The sequence below is a fragment of the Methanocella sp. genome (assembly GCF_035506375.1).
Taxonomy (GTDB): domain Archaea; phylum Halobacteriota; class Methanocellia; order Methanocellales; family Methanocellaceae; genus Methanocella.
Window position 1 is genome coordinate 12540 of record NZ_DATJPM010000085.1, and the last position, 18822, is coordinate 31361.

The 18822-nt window shown below is 52.5% G+C and carries 12 protein-coding genes; 5 read left to right on the plus strand and 7 right to left on the minus strand.

Annotated elements, in window-relative coordinates; all coding sequences use genetic code 11:
• Nucleotides 1-61 precede the first annotated feature (61 nt).
• Nucleotides 62-811, plus strand: coding sequence for an ABC transporter ATP-binding protein (locus VMC84_RS11840; protein ID WP_325380902.1), 750 nt, complete (start codon nucleotides 62-64; stop codon nucleotides 809-811).
• Nucleotides 796-2028 carry a SufD family Fe-S cluster assembly protein gene (locus VMC84_RS11845; RefSeq protein WP_325380904.1) on the plus strand — a complete coding sequence of 411 codons (1233 nt, stop codon included), beginning with the start codon at nucleotides 796-798 and terminating at the stop codon, nucleotides 2026-2028. Before VMC84_RS11840 ends, VMC84_RS11845 begins: the two co-directional genes overlap by 16 nt.
• Nucleotides 2029-2654: 626 nt before the next feature.
• Here VMC84_RS11845 and VMC84_RS11850 read toward each other — a convergent pair.
• Nucleotides 2655-3548 carry a phosphatase PAP2 family protein gene (locus tag VMC84_RS11850; RefSeq protein WP_325380906.1) on the minus strand — a complete coding sequence of 298 codons (894 nt, stop codon included), beginning with the start codon at nucleotides 3546-3548 and terminating at the stop codon, nucleotides 2655-2657.
• Between the two features lie 218 nt (nucleotides 3549-3766).
• Nucleotides 3767-4507 carry a dihydromethanopterin reductase (acceptor) gene (locus tag VMC84_RS11855; RefSeq protein ID WP_325380908.1) on the minus strand — a complete coding sequence of 247 codons (741 nt, stop codon included), beginning with the start codon at nucleotides 4505-4507 and terminating at the stop codon, nucleotides 3767-3769.
• A 227-nt stretch (nucleotides 4508-4734) separates the two neighbouring features.
• Here VMC84_RS11855 and VMC84_RS11860 point away from each other — a divergent pair, with 227 nt between their 5' ends.
• Nucleotides 4735-5112 (plus strand): hypothetical protein, encoded by a 378-nt coding sequence (locus VMC84_RS11860; protein WP_325380910.1) that lies wholly within the window; start codon nucleotides 4735-4737, stop codon nucleotides 5110-5112.
• A 433-nt stretch (nucleotides 5113-5545) separates the two neighbouring features.
• On the opposite strand, the gene VMC84_RS11865 is transcribed toward VMC84_RS11860, so the two are convergent.
• The 4 genes from VMC84_RS11865 to VMC84_RS11880 all read right to left on the minus strand — a co-directional run bounded on the left by VMC84_RS11865 (nucleotide 5546) and on the right by VMC84_RS11880 (nucleotide 13698).
• Complete coding sequence (locus tag VMC84_RS11865) at nucleotides 5546-7513, minus strand: PAS domain S-box protein (RefSeq protein WP_325380912.1); 1968 nt, start codon at nucleotides 7511-7513, stop codon at nucleotides 5546-5548.
• A gap of 112 nt (nucleotides 7514-7625) precedes the next feature.
• A complete protein-coding gene (locus tag VMC84_RS11870; RefSeq protein WP_325380914.1) occupies nucleotides 7626-7991 on the minus strand; it encodes a response regulator in 366 nt (121 codons plus the stop codon).
• A gap of 15 nt (nucleotides 7992-8006) precedes the next feature.
• Entirely contained in the window at nucleotides 8007-13076 is a 5070-nt protein-coding gene (locus tag VMC84_RS11875; protein WP_325380916.1) for a PAS domain S-box protein, read from the minus strand.
• Between the two features lie 472 nt (nucleotides 13077-13548).
• On the minus strand, nucleotides 13549-13698 hold the full coding sequence (locus VMC84_RS11880; protein ID WP_325380918.1) for a hypothetical protein: 150 nt from the start codon (nucleotides 13696-13698) through the stop codon (nucleotides 13549-13551).
• Between the two features lie 245 nt (nucleotides 13699-13943).
• Here VMC84_RS11880 and VMC84_RS11885 point away from each other — a divergent pair, with 245 nt between their 5' ends.
• Nucleotides 13944-16199, plus strand: coding sequence for a hydrophobe/amphiphile efflux-3 (HAE3) family transporter (locus VMC84_RS11885; RefSeq protein WP_325380920.1), 2256 nt, complete (start codon nucleotides 13944-13946; stop codon nucleotides 16197-16199).
• Nucleotides 16148-18112: a hypothetical protein gene (locus VMC84_RS11890; protein WP_325380922.1), complete on the plus strand. Its 1965-nt coding sequence runs from the start codon at nucleotides 16148-16150 to the stop codon at nucleotides 18110-18112. Before VMC84_RS11885 ends, VMC84_RS11890 begins: the two co-directional genes overlap by 52 nt.
• Before the next feature lie 25 nt (nucleotides 18113-18137).
• Here the strand turns inward: VMC84_RS11890 and VMC84_RS11895 are convergent, their stop codons facing one another.
• A complete protein-coding gene (locus VMC84_RS11895; RefSeq protein WP_325380924.1) occupies nucleotides 18138-18716 on the minus strand; it encodes a hypothetical protein in 579 nt (192 codons plus the stop codon).
• Nucleotides 18717-18822: the final 106 nt, after the last annotated feature.

Genomic DNA, 18822 nt, shown 5'->3' on the forward strand with positions numbered 1-18822 from the left:
GTGTCATATTCTTTTTGGAAAGTCACAGGCAAATTTTGCCATATTTACGGTCGAGGCTTTTATGCTTAATATTGAAAATCTAACGGTAGAAGTCGATGGCAAGCGCATCCTGAGCGACGTGAACCTCTTCATCGGGGAGGGCGAGACGCACGCGCTGTTCGGCCCGAACGGGTCGGGCAAGACCTCGCTGTTGTTCACGATGGCGGGAGTGCCGAAGTATAAGGTAAAGTCAGGTAAGATCACCTTCAAGGGCAAGGACATTACCGATGCGCCGATGGACGAGCGCGCCAAGCTGGGCATCGGCATCATGTTCCAGCACCCGCCCGTCCTGAGAGGCGTCAAGCTCAACGACATGGTAAAGGTCAGCATGGAAAGGCTGAATAATAAGAAGGTCAGCGACGACGAGGTAAATGCGCTTGCGAAAAAGCTCAACCTCGAGAACTTTTTATCCAGGGACGTCAACCTGGGCTTCTCGGGCGGCGAGATCAAGCGCTCCGAGCTTTTACAGCTTCTGGCCCAGAGCCCGGACCTGGTCTTACTGGACGAGCCGGACAGCGGCGTCGACCTGGTCAACATAGGCCTGGTGGGCAGCACCATCAACGAGCTCCTGCAGAAGGACAAGAAGACCCTTCACAGGACCAAATCGGGCCTCATAATCACGCACTTCGGCAACATCCTGGACTACGTGAAGGCGGACAAGGCCTACGTGATGATGAAGGGCACGGTGCTCTGCCAGGGCAACCCGACGGAGCTCCTCGAAGACATCAGACACCGCGGATACGGAGAGTGCCTCGCATGCTTGAACAAGTGAGGATAGACGAGATAAAAAGGAGAGCGGAGGCGGCAAAGGATAAGAAGCCGGCCTACGGCAACGACATCGACCTGAACAAGTACGTAAAGGACGTGCCGACCAGGGAGCGGATCACCACGCTAAACGAGCTCTCGTCGGGTGTCAGAGAAAGAGCGCTCACCATCGGCCTGGACGCCTCGGAGGCAAACCGCTCGGGCTCGTTCTTCCAGCACGACCAGACCGTCGTGATCTCGAAGGCCATGCAGGAAGGCCTGGAGCTCATGGACATCAACGAGGCGCTGGAAAAGTACGACTGGATGAAGGACTACTACTTCAAGCTGGTCCAGCCGGACGCGGACAAGTTCACCGCGTACAGCGCCACCCACAAGGTCGCCGGCTACTTCATAAGGGCGCTGCCGGGCGCGAAGATCGAGTTCCCACTGCAGGCCTGCCTGTATTTAGGCCGAGAGGGCATGATCCAGAACGTGCACAACGTCATCATAGCCGAAGAGGGGAGCGAACTCCATATTATCTCGGGCTGCACCTCGGACGTCCACGTTACGCAGGGAGTCCACGTCGGCATCTCCGAGTTCTTTGTCAAGGATAATGCCAAGATCACCTTCACCATGATCCATAACTGGGCAGAGAACCTGGTAGTCAGGCCCCGGTCCGCCACGCGCATGGGCAAGAACTCGGTTTTCATGAGCAACTATGTCTGCATGAAGCCGGTGAAGGACATCCAGATGTACCCCGCGTCCACGATGGAGGGCGAGAACGGCGTGGCCCGCTACAACACGGTCATCGTGGCGCCGAAAGGCTCCCACCTGGATATCGGCTCCAAGGCCGTCCTAAAGGCGAAGGGATGCCGTGCGGAGCTGGTCGCCAAGACCATTAGCCGCGGCGGCTACATCGCTTCGAGGGGCCTCATAGAGGGCGACGTGCCCGACACCAAGGCGCACCTGGAATGCCGCGGGCTGCTATTATCGGACGAGGGCGTCATTTACGCCGTACCCGAGCTTTTAGGCGTCAAACAGGGCGTCGACCTGAGCCATGAGGCAGCGGTCGGCAAGATCAACGAGGATGAAATACAGTATTTAATGGCCAGGGGCGTCGACTCGGATACGGCGACAGCTCTGATCGTCCGGGGATTCCTCAACGTGGACATCGAGGGCCTCCCGCCCGCGCTGCAGGCGGAGATGAAGAAGGCCATCGAGCTGGGCGAAAAGGCGGCGATGTAGGCATCGCCCTTCCCGCCTTTTTCCTTAATTCCTTTTTCTTTTATTATTTTACTGCGTTGAATTGCTCCGGCATTTTAAGTTTCATAAGGGCACGGAGGACACTATTTTTCACCACAAATGCGAGTGGTTCCGTGTTTGATTAGTAGTCCTTTGCCCTATTTTCCACTTTCGTACAGCCCGTCGGTTTTTCAACACGAAAACACGAATTCTTTTATATCCCACGTAAGGGTACTAAAATCACTAAGGCCCATGCCTGGCGCTTAAAACACGAAACAACCTCCCGAATGAGCACCAAACCACAAAAGGATTGAACCACGAGAACGGCATGACCCTTATACTTTATTTTATATGCTTTCTCTGGTGTTTCAAGTTAATTTAGTGAGGTCAGGGCATTCGAGAGGTTGTTTAGTGTTTTGACGTGAAAGCATCCACTTTAGTGTGGTTAGTGCCCCTTACGTGGGATATAAAATAATTCGTGTTTTAGTGTTGAAAAACTGGACAAATCAGCGAACCACACGAACAAAGGACAAACGACCACAAAACAAACACGGAACCACCCGCCTTTTAAGGCATACGTTAAAAGCAAGAAAAATCGAACATCTAAAAATCGGAGAACAGCCTCCTTTTTAAACTTTATTCGCTTTTTGTTTGCGTACTTTTATCGATAGTATGGCAATGTAAGCGAGCGCTATCGTTATAATGGACAGCATGGACGCGCCTATGAATAACATCGATATAGACGAGATGAGGCATATGGCCAGGATCACGAAGGCAGTGAACAGGTCGCTGTCGAATTTCATGCCTTTCGCCGAAACATAAAGAAGGACCAGCATGGCGGCCGCTGTGAATATGAAGATGGTTAGCTCCGCATAGCCCATGTAATACAGAATGATAGCCAGAGGTATCGTCAGGAAGACGGATACTGAAAGGATGTTATCGGGCATAAAATTAAAGGCTTTTCTAGCTTTTACAGGGCGGACGAGGGCTATGAGCCCGGGATTTTCGCAGAGCCCATAGCGGTAAGCCGCGTACACTACGAGCTCGCCCATGATGATCCCGAAAAGAGCGCCGGCAAGTACATCGCTCGGATAATGGACGCCGAGATAGAGCCGGCTCAGGCTCACGGCGATGGCCAGTACGTACCCGGCCGCGTAGTATTGCCAGCCATAGTATGCGCCCAGGATCGAGACCGCCAGGAAAATGGAAAAGGCATGGCCGCTCGGGAAGGAGTAGGAGTTCAGGATGAGGAAATCAGACGTATTCGCGCCGAAGGGCCTGGGCCGCTGCACTATTTCCTTAATGTCGTCGACCACGACAATGCTGAAAAGCAGCCCTATGAGGAGAACCGCCGAAAAGACCTTCATCCTGTTCTTGCCCATCGCAAAGCCCAGCGACGCCAGCACGGTAAGCGTTAAGGGGCTGCCAAGCTGAGTAACGATAAAAAAGAACCACCGGTAGTCCGGCAGCTGCTGCATAAACATTGGCAGCAGATAATTGTCAAAACCGAACGGCTCGAGCATCACTTATCGATAGACTCATATAACGTATAAGCTATTTCGCTCTTAAATATAAAATGGAAAAGTATATCCGTCGGAAAGTAGTATCCTACTTCCGGTAGCACTTGTTATATGTGCTTCCCTGATGAAAAATATTTGTTAAAATGGCACTCCCGCATTAAAAATTCGCTCGATGATAGTATTCACCAGACTTCGTCCGTTTTATGCGGGAGTACCACACACTAATAATCCCAATTGCGTATCTTCGCTAATATGTCTTTTGGCTCCTGGTAAACGGATACGCCTTCCATCTCCGTGAGCATCTTCGTATTGCGGGCGTCGATCTTTCTTATATTCAGCGGTACGGCCCCCCCGCCGCTGATGGCGCCGTATTCGCACATGTCGACACAAATGCCGCAGCCCTGGCACTTTAACAGGTCTATCTGGTCCGTGATGGCTTCGTTCGGGCAGCTTTCCCGTGGCGGGCACGGCTCGCAGGACTTGCACTTCGAGCGGTCGATGGTATAGGGCATCTCGGACATGACGCCGCTCTCCCAGTCCACGGGAACAATGAGCGATGGGATACCTCCCTTCATGGCCTGGGCGGCACAGTTCGTCACAAGCGTATCGGCGATGCCGTAGACGATCTTGGCGACGGTGTTCGAGGTCGCCGGCATTAAGATAAAAACGTCATACCGGCCCACGTTGAAACGGCCGATCTTGGGAAAGCTCGAGCCCTGGTTCGAGTCCAGGTAGATCTCGTTGAGGTAGGAGCCGTCGGAGATCTCCTTTGTCGACTCCAGGAGACCATACATCCGGGAGACTTCCTCCCCGGCCCGGGACACGAACGTCGTGATCGAGTGGCCGTCCTTCTTTAGCTCCTTCATTGTCTCGTACGAGTCCTTCAGGAGATGGCCGGCGCCCGTGATGCCCCATGCAATGCGTAGATGATCGCCCATTCCCGACACCCAGTATAGACTCATTTTGACCGTTATTAACCTTATCGGTGGAATACGGCACATTTTTCCCTAATCAAACTGTCGATGCTACAGTAAAGACAAGCCACGCCCTTTAGGACGTGGAATTTGGCTGGCCGCGGTATGTTTTATAACTTTTTATGACCGTATTTTTAATTTTTCCGTTGATTCTTTGGATCATGTTAACTGGATAAAGACCTAAGGTTCGTTCTGCACAGGAGGCATTTCAATATATGTTGCAAAAAACAATTGAAAAAGATGTTATATCTGCAAATATTGACGAGATGCTTGAGTCGGGCGAGCTGGTCAAATTAAAACAGGCAAACGGCTCTACTGAATACAATATTAAAATAAATAGCGAAAGGCCCTGGGACCATAAAGAAAAATTGCATATGGTGTATTTTGATTTACCATATGGATATAATAAATACGCTTTTTCATTAGAAGCTAAAGGAAGCGAGGGCGATGTCGCAGAAGCGTACTGGGCATCGGATGATCCGGATGACGCTCGTATTATACTGCATGCAAAAAAAAGTAGGAGTTTAAAAAAACACCTCTGTCAGGTCAGTGTCTTGATACACGACGTATACGCGAAAAAGAAATGGAAATAGCCTTTTAATTTATTGAATATTTAGGGGATGGTCAAATGCATTATAGAGTCATAAAAAGCACCGGCGATAAACTATTGGCCCTTGGCTTAGGGTGCGTGGTCTAAAGTAATGTATCACGTAAATATGGGCGGGGGCTTTGCTGGAAATGGCAAAAAAAGTTTAGCGTCCCAGTGCATAGGCTGCGGCCAGTGCATAAAATTCTGCACCCAGCGCATCGACATACCAGCGAAGCTCGAGGAAGCTTCCAGAGAATTAGAGGGCCCCGACACGAGGGCCATAATGTTCCTTGCAAGGCCTCTCTCCAGATTCTATACGAGATACGAAAGCTGGAAACATAAGATTAAGGTTAAACAAAATTCATAAGAAGTGAGATAATTGCAGCGAAAATTAACAGAGAAGCAAGACAACAATAAATTTTTATTATCAGTTACTTTCAAATAGCCGGCAGCGTGATAACGAACTTAGCCCCCTTTGTATGATCGCCTGGTATGCGGTCTTCCACGGATAAGCTACCGTGGAAGCTTTCGACCAGTGTCTTGACCAGGTATAATCCGATGCCTTTTCCCCTCATGATACCGTCTTCATAATACATACGATCGAATATTCTCTTTTTTAGTTCTAGATTTATTCCAGGCCCGCTATCCTCGATGGATACGCGATAAAATTTTTTATCACCTATATCCATGCCGGAAAGACTTATTTTTATATCGACTGTACCGATGGAATGCTTTATCGAGTTATCGACTATGTTCGAGAATACATCGTAGAGCAGCCTGTCAGCATAGACAAAACATCCTCCGTTTGACTCCAGATGGATCGTGATGTCCCGGCCAGGAAATGTCTGGTAATCATTCTTGACTTTATCGAGAACTTGTCCGACATCGATCTTTTCTAAGTGTAGATCGCCCTTTTTCACTTTTTGCAGCTTCTTTACGTTCTTAATAAGCTCGGAGCTCTTTTCAAATGCCTGTAAAGCCGTTGTTAATTGTTCTTGCCCTCGCGCATTCAGTTTTACCATATCTTTTAGCAATTCCAGGTTTCCCATGCCGATCTGGTTAATGTTGCTTATATCGTGGCTCATCAGGTCAACGTATAGCTCGGCCTCTTCCTTTGAATCATTGAGCGCTGTCAAGGCCTGCTTATATTGTGTTATGTCCTCCATCACAGCCAATATCGTAGGGTTACCCTTATACACAACCCTGGTAGAAACTATTTTCACCCATTTTTCTCCTATATTAGTTTGCAGCTTCAATTCAGAACTGGTGGGCGGATTCTCGCCTCGCAATATGGCCAGATCAAGTTCCTTTACAAGCTCTTTGAATTGGGGGTGAATGAATTCCAATAATTTCATTTTTTCAATTTTTTCGACAGGATATCCGGACATATCCACTGCTGCCGGATTCGCATAGATGATGTCCATGCCGCGGTGGAAAATTATCGGTGTGGGAGAGGTTTCGACCAGGGTGCGGAACTTTTCCTCGCTTTCCATGGTCTCTTTTTCAGCGTGTTTTCGAGTTTCAATTTCATTTAATAGGCTTGCGTTAACCTTTTCAAGCTCGGCCGTCCTTTCCTTTACCCGTATCTCTAATTCATCCCTCGACCGTTTTAGTTCGGTTTCGGCGTTTTTAAGGGCAGTGATATCGTTCCCGACGCAGAGCACCCCGATGATATTGCCCTGATCATCGGTTATCGCTTTATTAGTCCATGATACCCACACTCGCTCGCCGTTACTGCGCATGTTTTCGTTCTCGTTATTGATATAACACTGCGGTTGAATGATGATATCCGCTATCATTTTTGAGAGGTCACGCCCCGAAGACTCCGTAATTGGCACGATAGTCCCCATTACGTTTCTATCGAGAATCTCATTTAGCTCAAATCTAAAAAATTTCTGGGCAAACTCATTGAAAAAAACGATCTTACCATTTGTATCCATTTTCAATATTATGCTATTTGCGTTTTCCACAAGCTCCCGGTATTTCGCTTCGCTCTTTTTTAAATCGTTTTCGAGTCGTTTATGTTCGGTGATGTCCGTGATGAACGAATAATAGCAGAGTAGCCTTTCAGCGCCATCGCAGAACTTATGGAGATACATATCCACGGGAATCTGCGATCCGTCCTTCCTTACTAACTCTAATTCATACTTACGATGTTCCTCATTACAATACATTCCATTAACGATATCCATTACACGAGTGCATTGTTCGGCAATCGTAAAATCTTCGGGCCATCTCATTTTGCTTATTTCCTGCTTGGAATAACCGGTAAGCCGGCAAAATGCAAGGTTACACGTAAAAACTCTGCCATCTTGATAGGCTGAAATGAAGGACACAGTATCGTTCTCAACAGCAGCAGCAGTGAACTCCCCCAGTTCCGCTAAATTTATAAATCCCAGGCTCATATGTTGAACCAAATCCAACATATAATTATATAACTTATATTTATATTTATTATCAACTGGTTAATTAATTAATGTTGGGTATAAAATGATAATACCGAACCCGCATGGCTGGTCATTGCCTTAAATCCTCGACACAATCTATAAGCTGTTTTAACTGGATCGGTTTTTCTAAGAACATTAATGCCCCCGCCTCAATGGCTTCCTTCCGAATGCTTGAATCGGCGCTTACGATTATGTATTTTGTCTCCGAGTTTAATTTCAACATTTCTTTCATCGCTGCGACCCCAGTCATTATTGGCATGCGATGGTCCATTATAACAATTTGTGGCTTAGGATCGCTTTCCTCAAATGCTTTGACCGCCTCGAGGCCATCGCCTGCGATGAACGAGATCGACATTCCAAGAACTGTAAAGGCCGTCTTATAAAGGTCCGCGACCTGGGGTTCGTCCTCGACTATCCCGATATTATCTTTTCGCATTTTCCAATCTCCACTTTATATGACCGGCAGCTCCATCACGAACCTGGCGCCCTTCGCGTGATCACCCTTAACCTTATCCTCGACCCACACTTTGCCCCCATAGCTATCGACCAGCGTCTTGACCAGGTACAATCCCAGTCCGCTGCCTTTTGCTTTAGTATTGCCCCGGCTCAGCCTGTTGAAGATCTTTTCTTTCATATCGTCGGGAACACCAGGGCCGTTATCGTCAATGATGACCTTACAATATCCCCGGCCGTCCTTTTCCTCTGGCACCATGCAGATGTCGATATGCGGGGACTCGGCCGAGTGCTTTATAGCATTACCGATGAGGTTGGCGAACACGTCCCGGAGAAGCTCGTCGGCCCGCACGTGGACGCCTTTGATCACATTACAGTTTATATACGTGTGCATGTCCGGGGTTGATCCCATCTGCCCCGCCACCTCCTCGACAAGCGCGCCGAGATCCAGGGCCTCCCGCTTGTATTCTCCGGACTTGCCCCGCTGCAGCTTCTGCACGTTCTGGATAAGGCGCGAGCTGTTGTCGATGGCTTCCATCGGCTTAGTGACGAGCTGTTTTAGCTTCTCGTCTTCCGCCATATTATCGATAAGTTCCAGGTATCCCCGGGCCAACATGTTGAAGTTGTTGATATCATGTCCCATCAGGTCCAGGTATAGCTCGGACTGGGCCTTTGCCTCTTTTAGCTCCTTCTCAGCATTTTTATTATCCGTAATATCGAACATGGTCGTTATAATGGCCGTTTTACCCTCATAGAGGAACAGCCCCGCCGTCATGTTAACCCATTTTATTTTATCATCCTTAGTTATAATTTTTACTTCATAATTCGATAACACGGGTTTACCTGCAAGCCTATCAAATGCACGTTTTTTGATGAGTTCCCGCGTGTCATCTGTGAATAATTCCCAGAAAGACATCTTTAAAAGCTCGTCCTTCGTATACCCGGTAAACGGTACCGCCTGGTTGTTTACGTATAATAAATTGCTACCGCTATGAACGGCTATCAGGCCAAAGGACATATCAGCTAAAACACGGAACTTCTCCTCGCTGATCCTCAGCGCCTCATCGGCCCGCTTCCGCTCGGTGATATCTCGAACGGCGCCCCGCGCAATAACTTCGCCGCCTTCCAGATAACCCGTTGACACGGCCTCAAGCCAGCGGACCGTCCCATCCGGGTGCACCACCCTGAACTCGTACCTCACTGAACCGTCGGACCCATTGCGCGTATTCTCGACGGACTCTATAATCTGGCGCTCGACAGCCACCCGGTCTTCGTTATGTACCGCCGCGATCCATTTTTCAAACGTTATAGGGGAATCAGCGTCGGACCCGTACAGCTCATAGGTCTCGGGGCTAAAATAGAATATGTCCCGGTCAACGTTCCACTCGTAGAGGCCGATATGGCCCGCGCTGCTCGCCTGGCGCAGCCGCTCCTCGCTGACCCGGAGCGCCTCCTCGGCCCGCTTCCGCTCGGTGATGTCACGCACGGATCCCCGCGCGATTATGTCGCCGCCTTCCTGAGCATACGTCGACTGGACCTCAAGCCAGAGGACCGCTCCGCCGCCGTGGACCACGCGGTACTCGATCTGGGAGGTAAAGCCGAGCTTACGGCGGGCAATCTCGCGGTTCTCTGCGAACCTGCGCTCGACCATATCCCGGTCATCGGGGTGCACCACCGGAAGCCACTTTTCATAGGTTAACGTAGTGCCCGGTATGCACCCGTACAGCCCATAGGCCTCGGGGCTAAAATAGAATATGTCCCGGTCAACGTTCCACTCGTAGAGGCCGATATGGCCCGCGCTGCTCGCCTGGCGCAGCCGCTCCTCGCTGACCCGGAGCGCCTCCTCGGCCCGCTTCCGCTCGGTGATATCACGCATGGTAATGACTGAGCCGACGATAATACCCCCATTATCCAGGATTGGCGCGAAGCTATAGTTACCGTACCATTGTTCGCCCGTATCTGTACGCTTGATTAACACCTCGATATTTGATGCCGTCTCGCCTTGTAAACCACGGAGGATAGGCCAATCATCCAACGGTATCAGCTTTCCGTCGAGGGTGTACAGCTCAATGAAGTCACCATATTCCCGGACAGTCTTAAAATATGACTCCTTGTCCCAAAACTGGTGAAAGCGCGCGAAAGCCTCGTTGACACTGACGACTCTCTGATCAGCATCTATAATGGCGACACCATCATTCATGCTCACGAAGACAGCCTCAAGCTTGTTACGACTTTCCTGTAAAGCTTCCTCAGCCAGCTTTCTTCGCGTGTTATCGACGAGGGTGACCACAGCACCGATTATGCCGCCACTGCTGTCCTTGATGGGGGCCGCCGAGACGATAATCCATATCGGACTTGTGTCCATCCGGTTAAACACCATTTCGAGGTTATTGACGGTTTCGCCGCGCAAAGCCCGGTAAGACAGCATATCTTCGTACTTCAGCGGAGTGCCATCAGTGAAACAGGCGCGAAGCTGTTTGGTGCGGACTGCCACCGGCTTGTGGTAATCCTCGGGGGCATACCCAAAAATCCGGCATGCCTCCGCGTTCATATAACTGATATTGCCGTCCTTGTCCACGACCATCATCGCATCGGCGATCGAGGCGATCAAAGCATCGAGCTCGCCCACATGCCGTTCCACATTTGATAATGCATCCTGAAGCGCCTTTTCCATGCACTTTCGCTCGGTGATGTCGTAGGCTGTCATGATACCGGCAGGCATGCCCTGGTATTGAAGGTTGCTTGGGGTAAATTCGGCCCACCGCTCCTCCCCACTCTTGGTGATGTACTTGACCTCGTATTGTGATGGCACCGGCTCGCCCCGCTGCCGTGCCAGCCTGTGTCTCCTGACCATTTCCCGATAATCCGGATGAACCATATCCAGGAAGTTCCTGGACAACAGTTCGCCCATGGAGAACCCGGTGCGTTCCAGGGTCGCGGGATTAGCGTAGATGATACTGTCCCCCTGGTATATGAAGATGGCCGAGGGAGACACCTCGGCCAGGGCCCGGAACTTCTCCTCGCTGACCCGCAGTGCCTCCTCGGCCCGCTTCCGGTCGGTGATGTCGATCACGATCCCGATGTAGCGAACGAGTCTTCCGCCCGCATCGAGCAATGGGCGCCCGCGGCTCATCAGCCATCGGACTTTACCGTTACCATCCAGCACACGGTACTCGAAATTCAGCTCGATGCCTTTCCCGGCCGCCTCACGCAGAGTCCGCCCCGCCATCTCGCGATCGTCGGGGTGAATGACGGAGAGCCAGGCAGCGTACGAAGGCTCACAGCAGTGGGGCTGCAGGCCGTACAGCCGCCACAGCTCCTCCGACCACACGTCCCTGTTCGTGCAAAGGTCCCACTCCCACATGCCCGCATCCGCCGAATCCAGGGCCAGCCTCAGCCGTGCGTCGCTCTCCTGCTGCGCGACCTCTGCCCGTTTTTGCTCGGTGACATCGTTGCCCACACACAGCAGCCAGGCCAGGTCGCCATCTTTGTAGACCGCCTTGTTGGTCCAGGAGATCCAGACAGGCTCGCCGTTCTTGCGCACGTTCTCGTTGAGGTTCGTCCGGTACTCCTCCGGATGCTGTAACAGGTCTTGTAGCAACGCCGCGTGGTCTATCCCCGCGGAATCGCTCGCCGGGGTGATCGTCCCTAGCACGTTCCTGCCGACCAGCTCCGCCACGGAGTAGCCGAAGAACCGCTCGGCGAACTCGTTGACATAGACGATGTTACCCTCCTTATCCATCCGCAGGATGATGCTATTGGCGTTCTCCACCAGCTCCCTGTACTTCTCCTCGCTCTCCCTCAATGCTTTTTCAGCCTGCTTCCGCTCGGTGATGTCCTTGATGTAGGCGAAATCGAACTCCCTGCCGTCGGATATGATATAGTTCACGGACAGCTCCACCGGTAGTTCCCGGCCATCCTTTACGTAGTGAATGGCTTCAAAAGTGAAGGAGCCCCGCTCCTTGATCTCCATCCACTGCTCCTGCCACTTATCCCTGGTATATTCGGAGTTGATGTCCCATACGTACATCCCCTGGAGCTCGTCCCGGGATCGTTGCAACGCCTTGCAAGTAACTTCGTTCGCGTAAGCTATTTTCCCTTCAGGAGTGATCCAGGCGATCCCATTCGCCGCCAGATCGACCGAAGCCTGAGTAAGCTTCAAGGCTTCCTCTACTCGCTTGCGGTCGGTAATGTCCCGGTTGCTTGCCCGGCGCCCGAGCAACCCCCCATTTCTCCCGAATACTGGCAGGCAATTGTGGCTGATCCATCTTATTTCTCCACTCACGGCCACGATTCTAAAATCGATGCCACTGTGGCCAGTCGGGCTTGTAAGGTGATCATTTATATGTTGTTCATACGCTGCCAGATCATCCGGATGGACGATTTTTTGCATCAGCCCGGGGTCGCGATAGAACTCTTCAGGGCCATGGCCTGTGATCCGCTCGCAAGAAGGCGAAACGTAAATGTAATTGCCCCTAAGATCAGTCCAGTACTCCCAGTCATCCGTGAAATCGGCCATGAGCCGGAACTTCTCCTCGCTCTCCCTCAGGGCCTTCTCGGCCCTCTTGCGCTCCGTAATGTCCCTCGTGAGTGCACACAAGTACTCTCTGCCGTGGAAGTCGAAGTAAGTCACCGAAACCTCGGCCTGGAAAACCTGCCCATACTTTGTCCGGTGCCAGTCTTCGAACTTTTTAAAACCGTACCCCTTTGCGTCCTGCCATACAGCCACAAACTTATCTTTTGTCATGTCGAGGCCGACGTCCCAAACGTACATGGATAGCAGCTCTTCGCGCGTGTAGCCGAGCGATCGGCACTTAGCATCGTTCACATAATAAAAGCGGCCATCCGGGCTTATCAGGGACGCTTCGTCCTGCGCCTGATCGACCATGTGCCGCATCAGCTGCAGCGACTCTTCGGCCTGCCGGTGCTCAACGGTCTCTTGATAATCTTTATCCTTTTGCAGTAACCGTAACTCGTTCTCAAGGACATGAATGCGGTCTTTAAGCTTAGCGATGGTCCTTTCCTCGTCTTCGGCATCTTCGCCACAATATGTGCTATCGGACTTCATCGACCTCACTTCCATCCCCTGACAAATAAAAATAAAACGGCTAAATTGTCTAGTTAATAATCAATCTCCATACCCGAATCAAAATTAATCATGCTAATATAAATACTTATACTTAGATAATTGCTAATATATCAGGCACATGAAAAAGGCGTTTGAGCGCCCTTACTCTAGGGTAATGTCCTTCTTCACGATGCCAGTCATGAACGCCTTACTTTCACTTTTTGGGCAGAGCCGTATTTTTATAAAATACCTGTGCTACGGAATCTTCTGTTTGTTTCACAATACCCTTTATGGAATCGAAGTGATATTCAAAAAATATTATTTAAACCATAATTTAAATTTAACTTTTACGTTAGCACGATCGGGGTTGAGATAAATTGACGGATAAGGGAAAGGATTAAGGCGAAGCCGTAAATGTGAGAGCATAAAAAAAGAAGATCGTCGATGAGGTCTAGGAGGAACGTCACTACTACTATGAGGAGATCAGGAAGCCGCCGCCCCGGCCAGGGCACGCTGCCGATTCACGCAGCGAGCCGGGTGGCAGCAGGACCGCAAGGTGGTGATGGTCTCGGCGATCAGCGGGAGTCTGATCCAGGATGCTGACGTCTGCGGATGTTCCCATTTGCTATTTCCATTTGCCGCTATTCTCGATAAATACACCTGAGAGATCCGTTTACGTCCAGGCGCCCGGTCGTTAGTCTGACTGTTTTTTATAGGAGCCTTCTTTTAATTAATCCCTATTTCGGTAAATATAGCTTGCCAATGATTTATATAATAATAATATTTATAATAATACGTTATAAACCTATGTACATCAGAGAAAGTATCGATAATTCTTGTGCATGAGCAGCAGATCAGGTGGTAAAGATGGTAAGCTTTACGGAAGTTCTCGGCCGGTTCATCCAGGGCAATAGCTATCTCATCATATTGGTGACGGTCCTGCTGCTGCTCGTGGCGATCATGAGCGCACAGAACGTGCACATGGAAACGGGAATCGAAACCAGTGTGTTTACGTACACCCAGCTCTACAAGGACATCGACTACTACAACCATCACTACAATGCCACCAGCGCGCTGAATACCTTCCTGATCCTGGTCACCACGGATGACGTATACGACCCCCAGGCGCTCGACACCATGGCCCGGCTCGGCCAGGTGATCGGCTCGGTCAAGAAAGTAACGAGTGTAACGGGCATCTACACCTACCTCGACGCGGCCCACAACGGGACGCTCAGTAACGAGGCCAACATTGAGCAGCAGGTTGCACAGCTTCCTTCCAGCATTATCCAGTCCTATGTGATCGACCGCTACCATACCATCATGTACGTGACGATGCAGGGGAACCTGCCGGAGACCGAGAAGCCGCCCGTCCTCGATGCAGTCCAGAAAGCCATCCAGTATATGCCCATGATCCCGGGCATGACGACCTTTATCACGGGCACCACGGCGAGAAAGCTCGAGATCCAGAAGGCGATGATAGGCAATATGTCCACCATGCTGGCGACGGCGGTCTTGCTCATGCTGTTCGCGCTATGGTTCACCTTCCGTGTCCGCTGGCGGCTGCTGCCGCTGCCCATCGTGTTGATCGGCGTCCTCTACACGGGAGGGATCATGGGCGCGATCGACATACCGCTCACCATGGTCTCCATGGCCGTCTTCCCCATCCTGATCGGCATGGGCGTGGAGTACGCCATCCAGTTCCACAACCGCATGATGGAAGAGCTAAACTCGGGCAAGGAGGCCGGCGATGCGGTCGTTGCCACCGTGAAGGGCATTGGCCCGCCGGTCCTGTACTCGGTCACGTGCACCGGCCTCGGCTTCGCCGCCATCCTCATATCCCCGGTGCCTATGGTCTTTGACTTTGGCCTCATGTGCTTGATAGGTATAGTCGTCTGCTTCCTGACCGCGCTGTTTCTGCTGCTGACTGTCCTCTTCCTGCTGGCCCGTCGTAGTCATATTACCGTAAAAAAAGGGCAGGAGGTTAAAAGCTTCCTCGAGACTGCCATCGAGCGCGTCGCAGAAACAACGACACGACACCCCGAAGTGATCATCGTCGCGACCCTTCTCATGCTCGTCGGATATGCGCTCGACCCCTCGGTCGGCGTGGAGGTCGATGTGTCCAACTTCGTCCCGCAGGACCTGCCGAGCATTGTGCAGTACCGCAGCCTCAGCTACGCCTACGGCGTTAAGCCCGGCGACATGACGGTCATGGTCAAGGCTCCTGACGCTACCAGGGCTGACGTGGTCCGGTGGGAGCAGGATTTCGCCAACCTCGAGCTTAAAGTCAACCCCGACGTGATGTCCGTGAGCAGCCTGGCCACGGTGCTCGCGGCCCATAATAATGGTACCCTGCCCACGACGGACGCGGGCATACAGCAGGCGATCGCATCGATACCGCCGGAAGAGCTGAGCAAATACATCGACGATACCCGGAGCTCGGGCGTGATCATAATGAATGTCAACACCGCGGACACGCCCCACCTCATGAGCATGCTCGACCGCACCGAGAAGGACTTAAAGTTCCTGTGGCCGCCGGCCGGCGTAACTGCCTCCCTGATCGGCGAGCAGGTGGTGTCGAAAGTGACCCTGTCATCGCTGGCGGGCGACCGGCTGAAGATGACGCTGGAGGCCGGTTTTATGGTGTTCATCGCGCTGTTGATCATCTATAAGGACTGGGTGCGGGCCGTGGTGCCGACGTTCGCCGTGATCATCGTCACCGGGCTGTCCTGCATCGTGATGGTCCTCCTGGGGATGAAGTATACGCCGCTTTCCACCACCCTGGGCTCGCTGACCATCGGCATCGGCGTCGACTTTTCCATCCTCCACATGTCCCGATACTATGAGGAGAAGGCGAAGGGGCACTCGCCGAGGGAGGCCATGCGCATCGCCACGGGCAAGATCGGCGCCGCTATCTTTTGCAGCGCGACCACGGTGATCGCGGGCTTCGGCGCGCTTGTCATGTCCAACTTCCCCATCCTGAGCAACTTCGGCATCGTGACCATCATCGACTTCGTAATGGCGCTATGCAGCGCCTTCATGATCATGCCGCCGCTGCTCGTGACGCTGGACTCATGGTGGATGAAGAAAACAGGCAAAATGGAGGCGATACCATCGTCCGTCTGAAACCCTTATTGATTGTCGTGGCCCTACTGGCGCAGTTCATGCTGGTGATCCCGCCGCCCGTCCACGCCCAGATTACAGGAGGCCCGATCATCGATGCAGCAATCTACGGCAACAAGGAGTTCTACCCGGGGCAGACCGCACCTCTGTTAGTGGTCGTGCAGAACAAGGGTTATATGCAGTCGCTGTCAGGCTTCAAGTCATCGGAGGCGCAGTTCAGCCTGGGCACCCTCAAAACCACCTCCGGCCAGGACCAGTCTTCGGCGGTCTCCAGCTTTCAATCGGCGGAAGACGGTGCTTCCTCACAAACCTCCTACGGAAGTAATGTTTCATCGGCAAGCGTCGCCGTCGAGCCGTTTGATAACGGGAACGGGACGTCGATAAGCTCCGTCGGCCAATCCACACAATACCAGGCGGCCTCCGGGGCGGACTGGCAGGAGGGCGCGGCCGCGGCCGATAACTCGTCGACCTTTTCGAGCGTCATCAACACGAACAACAACATTCAATTGATAGGCACAGTCGGCGGCATTGATCAAAACACGCTGAGCACCGTGCCGATGGAGGCGACCACGGCGCTGGGGCTGGTCTGCCAGCTGACGCCAGGCGATGCCCCGCTGGAGGTCGTCACCGACGACCGGGGCATAATCGGCTCGCTGACACAAGGCCAGGTGGGCGGCGGCCCCAACACCTTATACACCTTATCCTTCGGCCTTTATCAGCCCCTCCAGTTCTGGGTCAGAGTCGACCTGAACGCGACTCCAGGCCACTACACCCTGCCGCTTGTATGCACGTATAAGTATCTGGTCGACGATTACAGCTACATCTCCTCCAGCGGTCCGGTAATCCGTAATAAGAACTACGTCGAGAAGACCGTAGTTATCCCGCTGGACATCGTGATCATGCCGAGGTTTGACCTCGCCATCACGAACGTCGCCTGCACGGAGATGGTCCCGGACACGAACGGCTACATCACCATGACCGTGCAGGACCTGGGCAACCTGTCCGTTACCGGGGCCGTCGCCTTCCTGATGCAGCCCAAGCTCGGCCCGCCTCAGGACCAGGCAAGCTCGAACTACCCGCTAAGCTACGAGCTGTCGAGCTTCCTGGCGTTTACCTTACAGCAGCCGCAGCAGGTGGACCAGCCTATGGTGGTGCCCCTCCAGAACTCCCAGTACCTCGGCGACATGGCGCCGGGCGATAGCCGCAACGTCACGTTCAAGGTCAGCATCTCCAAGGATGCGGAAGAGAGCGACATCCCGCTGACCGTCGTCGTCTCCTACCACGACCAGTGGGACCAGCTAAAATCCTCGAATGTCGTGACATTCGGGGCCCATGTGGAGAAGGAGATGATATTCGTTGCAAATGCCGAGCCCGTCCAGGTCAGGCTCGGTGCTAATGCCGTGGCCAACCTGAACCTGACCAACACTGGCAGCGAAACTGCCAGGCATGCCATCGTGCGCATGAACGCCCTTGACCCGTTCACCGTCAGCTATGACACCGTATACCTCGGCGACGTCGCACCGGGACAGACCGTGCCCGCCAGTTTTGGCATCAAGGTAAGGACCGACGCCGTGTCCACGATGTATTACGTGACGATGGAGGTCAAATACTATGATTCCCACGACGACCCCCACGTGACCAAGGTTGTCACTAAAGCCATCGAAGTGCTGCCGCCGCTCACGATCTGGGACTATCTCATGGAGTTCTGGTGGCTGATCCTCCTCCTGGCCCTGCTCATCCTGCTGGGCGCGGCGTATTTCGGCTACAAGCGTATAACGGGAAAAAGAAAAACACCCGCCACTGCCGGGAAAGTATCCGGAATTGCCGGGAAGCCATCTGAAGGCACAGAAAAACCGCCTGAAGCAGCCGGGAAGCCTTCGGGAGGGCCAGAACAGCCAGGCACCGGTGGCAAGTAACCCGGTGAGTAAAATACATTCCTGGTTACGTCACGCTAGTTCGTACTTTATTGATCATTCCCTGAGCGTAGCCGCGCAACGGGGACACTATCGCGCCGTTCACAGCCGGGACTACATCGGTACGTACTTTATTGATCATTCCCTGAATGAAGTCGCGCAACGGGGTCACCATCTCCGGGATCGAAGAGGTGGATTTACTTAAACCACCCGGCTTTTCTTGCATCCCATTCCGATTACCTGCCTCATGCGAGACCTGGCTGTGATCACCCGGAGCAAAAGTGCCATAATACGTGATCCTGCCCATACTCGCGAGCCTCCTGTAGTCCTCTGCCATGATGCGGATCTCTCCGTCGTAATCCTTTGAGTAGAGCTGAACATATGCCAGCTTTCCGCCTTCGTAGATGAACGATAGGTCGCTGGCGTTACCCATGTTTATGGTCACGGGAACATGCTCCACGGGCGGCGTTGGAGTCGGGATCGCGGTCTGACCGATCGGCTCGTTAGGCGTTGCAGGCCACTTCGTGATATCCTGCGGAACGGATGCGGAGGATAGAATCGCCAGGCAGATTATAACGATGGCCGCCGGTGCAATGTATTTATGCAATTTGCACCCTGTTTTTTAGACACACCACAAAGTATTAAGGACTGGGGGCGGCATGCACGCACAATTTTTATCCGGGCCGGGTAATGCGCATTGTTCACCGGATACC

Excerpts from the sequence above, each read along its gene's own strand:
- VMC84_RS11840 (WP_325380902.1), top strand. The coding sequence starts at position 62 with ATGCTTAATATTGAAAATCTAACGGTAGAAGTCGATGGCAAGCGCATC.
- VMC84_RS11845 (WP_325380904.1), top strand. The coding sequence starts at position 796 with ATGCTTGAACAAGTGAGGATAGACGAGATAAAAAGGAGAGCGGAGGCG.
- VMC84_RS11850 (WP_325380906.1), bottom strand. The coding sequence starts at position 3,548 with ATGCTCGAGCCGTTCGGTTTTGACAATTATCTGCTGCCAATGTTTATG.
- VMC84_RS11855 (WP_325380908.1), bottom strand. The coding sequence starts at position 4,507 with ATGAGTCTATACTGGGTGTCGGGAATGGGCGATCATCTACGCATTGCA.
- VMC84_RS11860 (WP_325380910.1), top strand. The coding sequence starts at position 4,735 with ATGTTGCAAAAAACAATTGAAAAAGATGTTATATCTGCAAATATTGAC.
- VMC84_RS11865 (WP_325380912.1), bottom strand. The coding sequence starts at position 7,513 with ATGAGCCTGGGATTTATAAATTTAGCGGAACTGGGGGAGTTCACTGCT.
- VMC84_RS11870 (WP_325380914.1), bottom strand. The coding sequence starts at position 7,991 with ATGCGAAAAGATAATATCGGGATAGTCGAGGACGAACCCCAGGTCGCG.
- VMC84_RS11875 (WP_325380916.1), bottom strand. The coding sequence starts at position 13,076 with ATGAAGTCCGATAGCACATATTGTGGCGAAGATGCCGAAGACGAGGAA.
- VMC84_RS11880 (WP_325380918.1), bottom strand. The coding sequence starts at position 13,698 with ATGGGAACATCCGCAGACGTCAGCATCCTGGATCAGACTCCCGCTGAT.
- VMC84_RS11885 (WP_325380920.1), top strand. The coding sequence starts at position 13,944 with ATGGTAAGCTTTACGGAAGTTCTCGGCCGGTTCATCCAGGGCAATAGC.
- VMC84_RS11890 (WP_325380922.1), top strand. The coding sequence starts at position 16,148 with ATGGTGGATGAAGAAAACAGGCAAAATGGAGGCGATACCATCGTCCGT.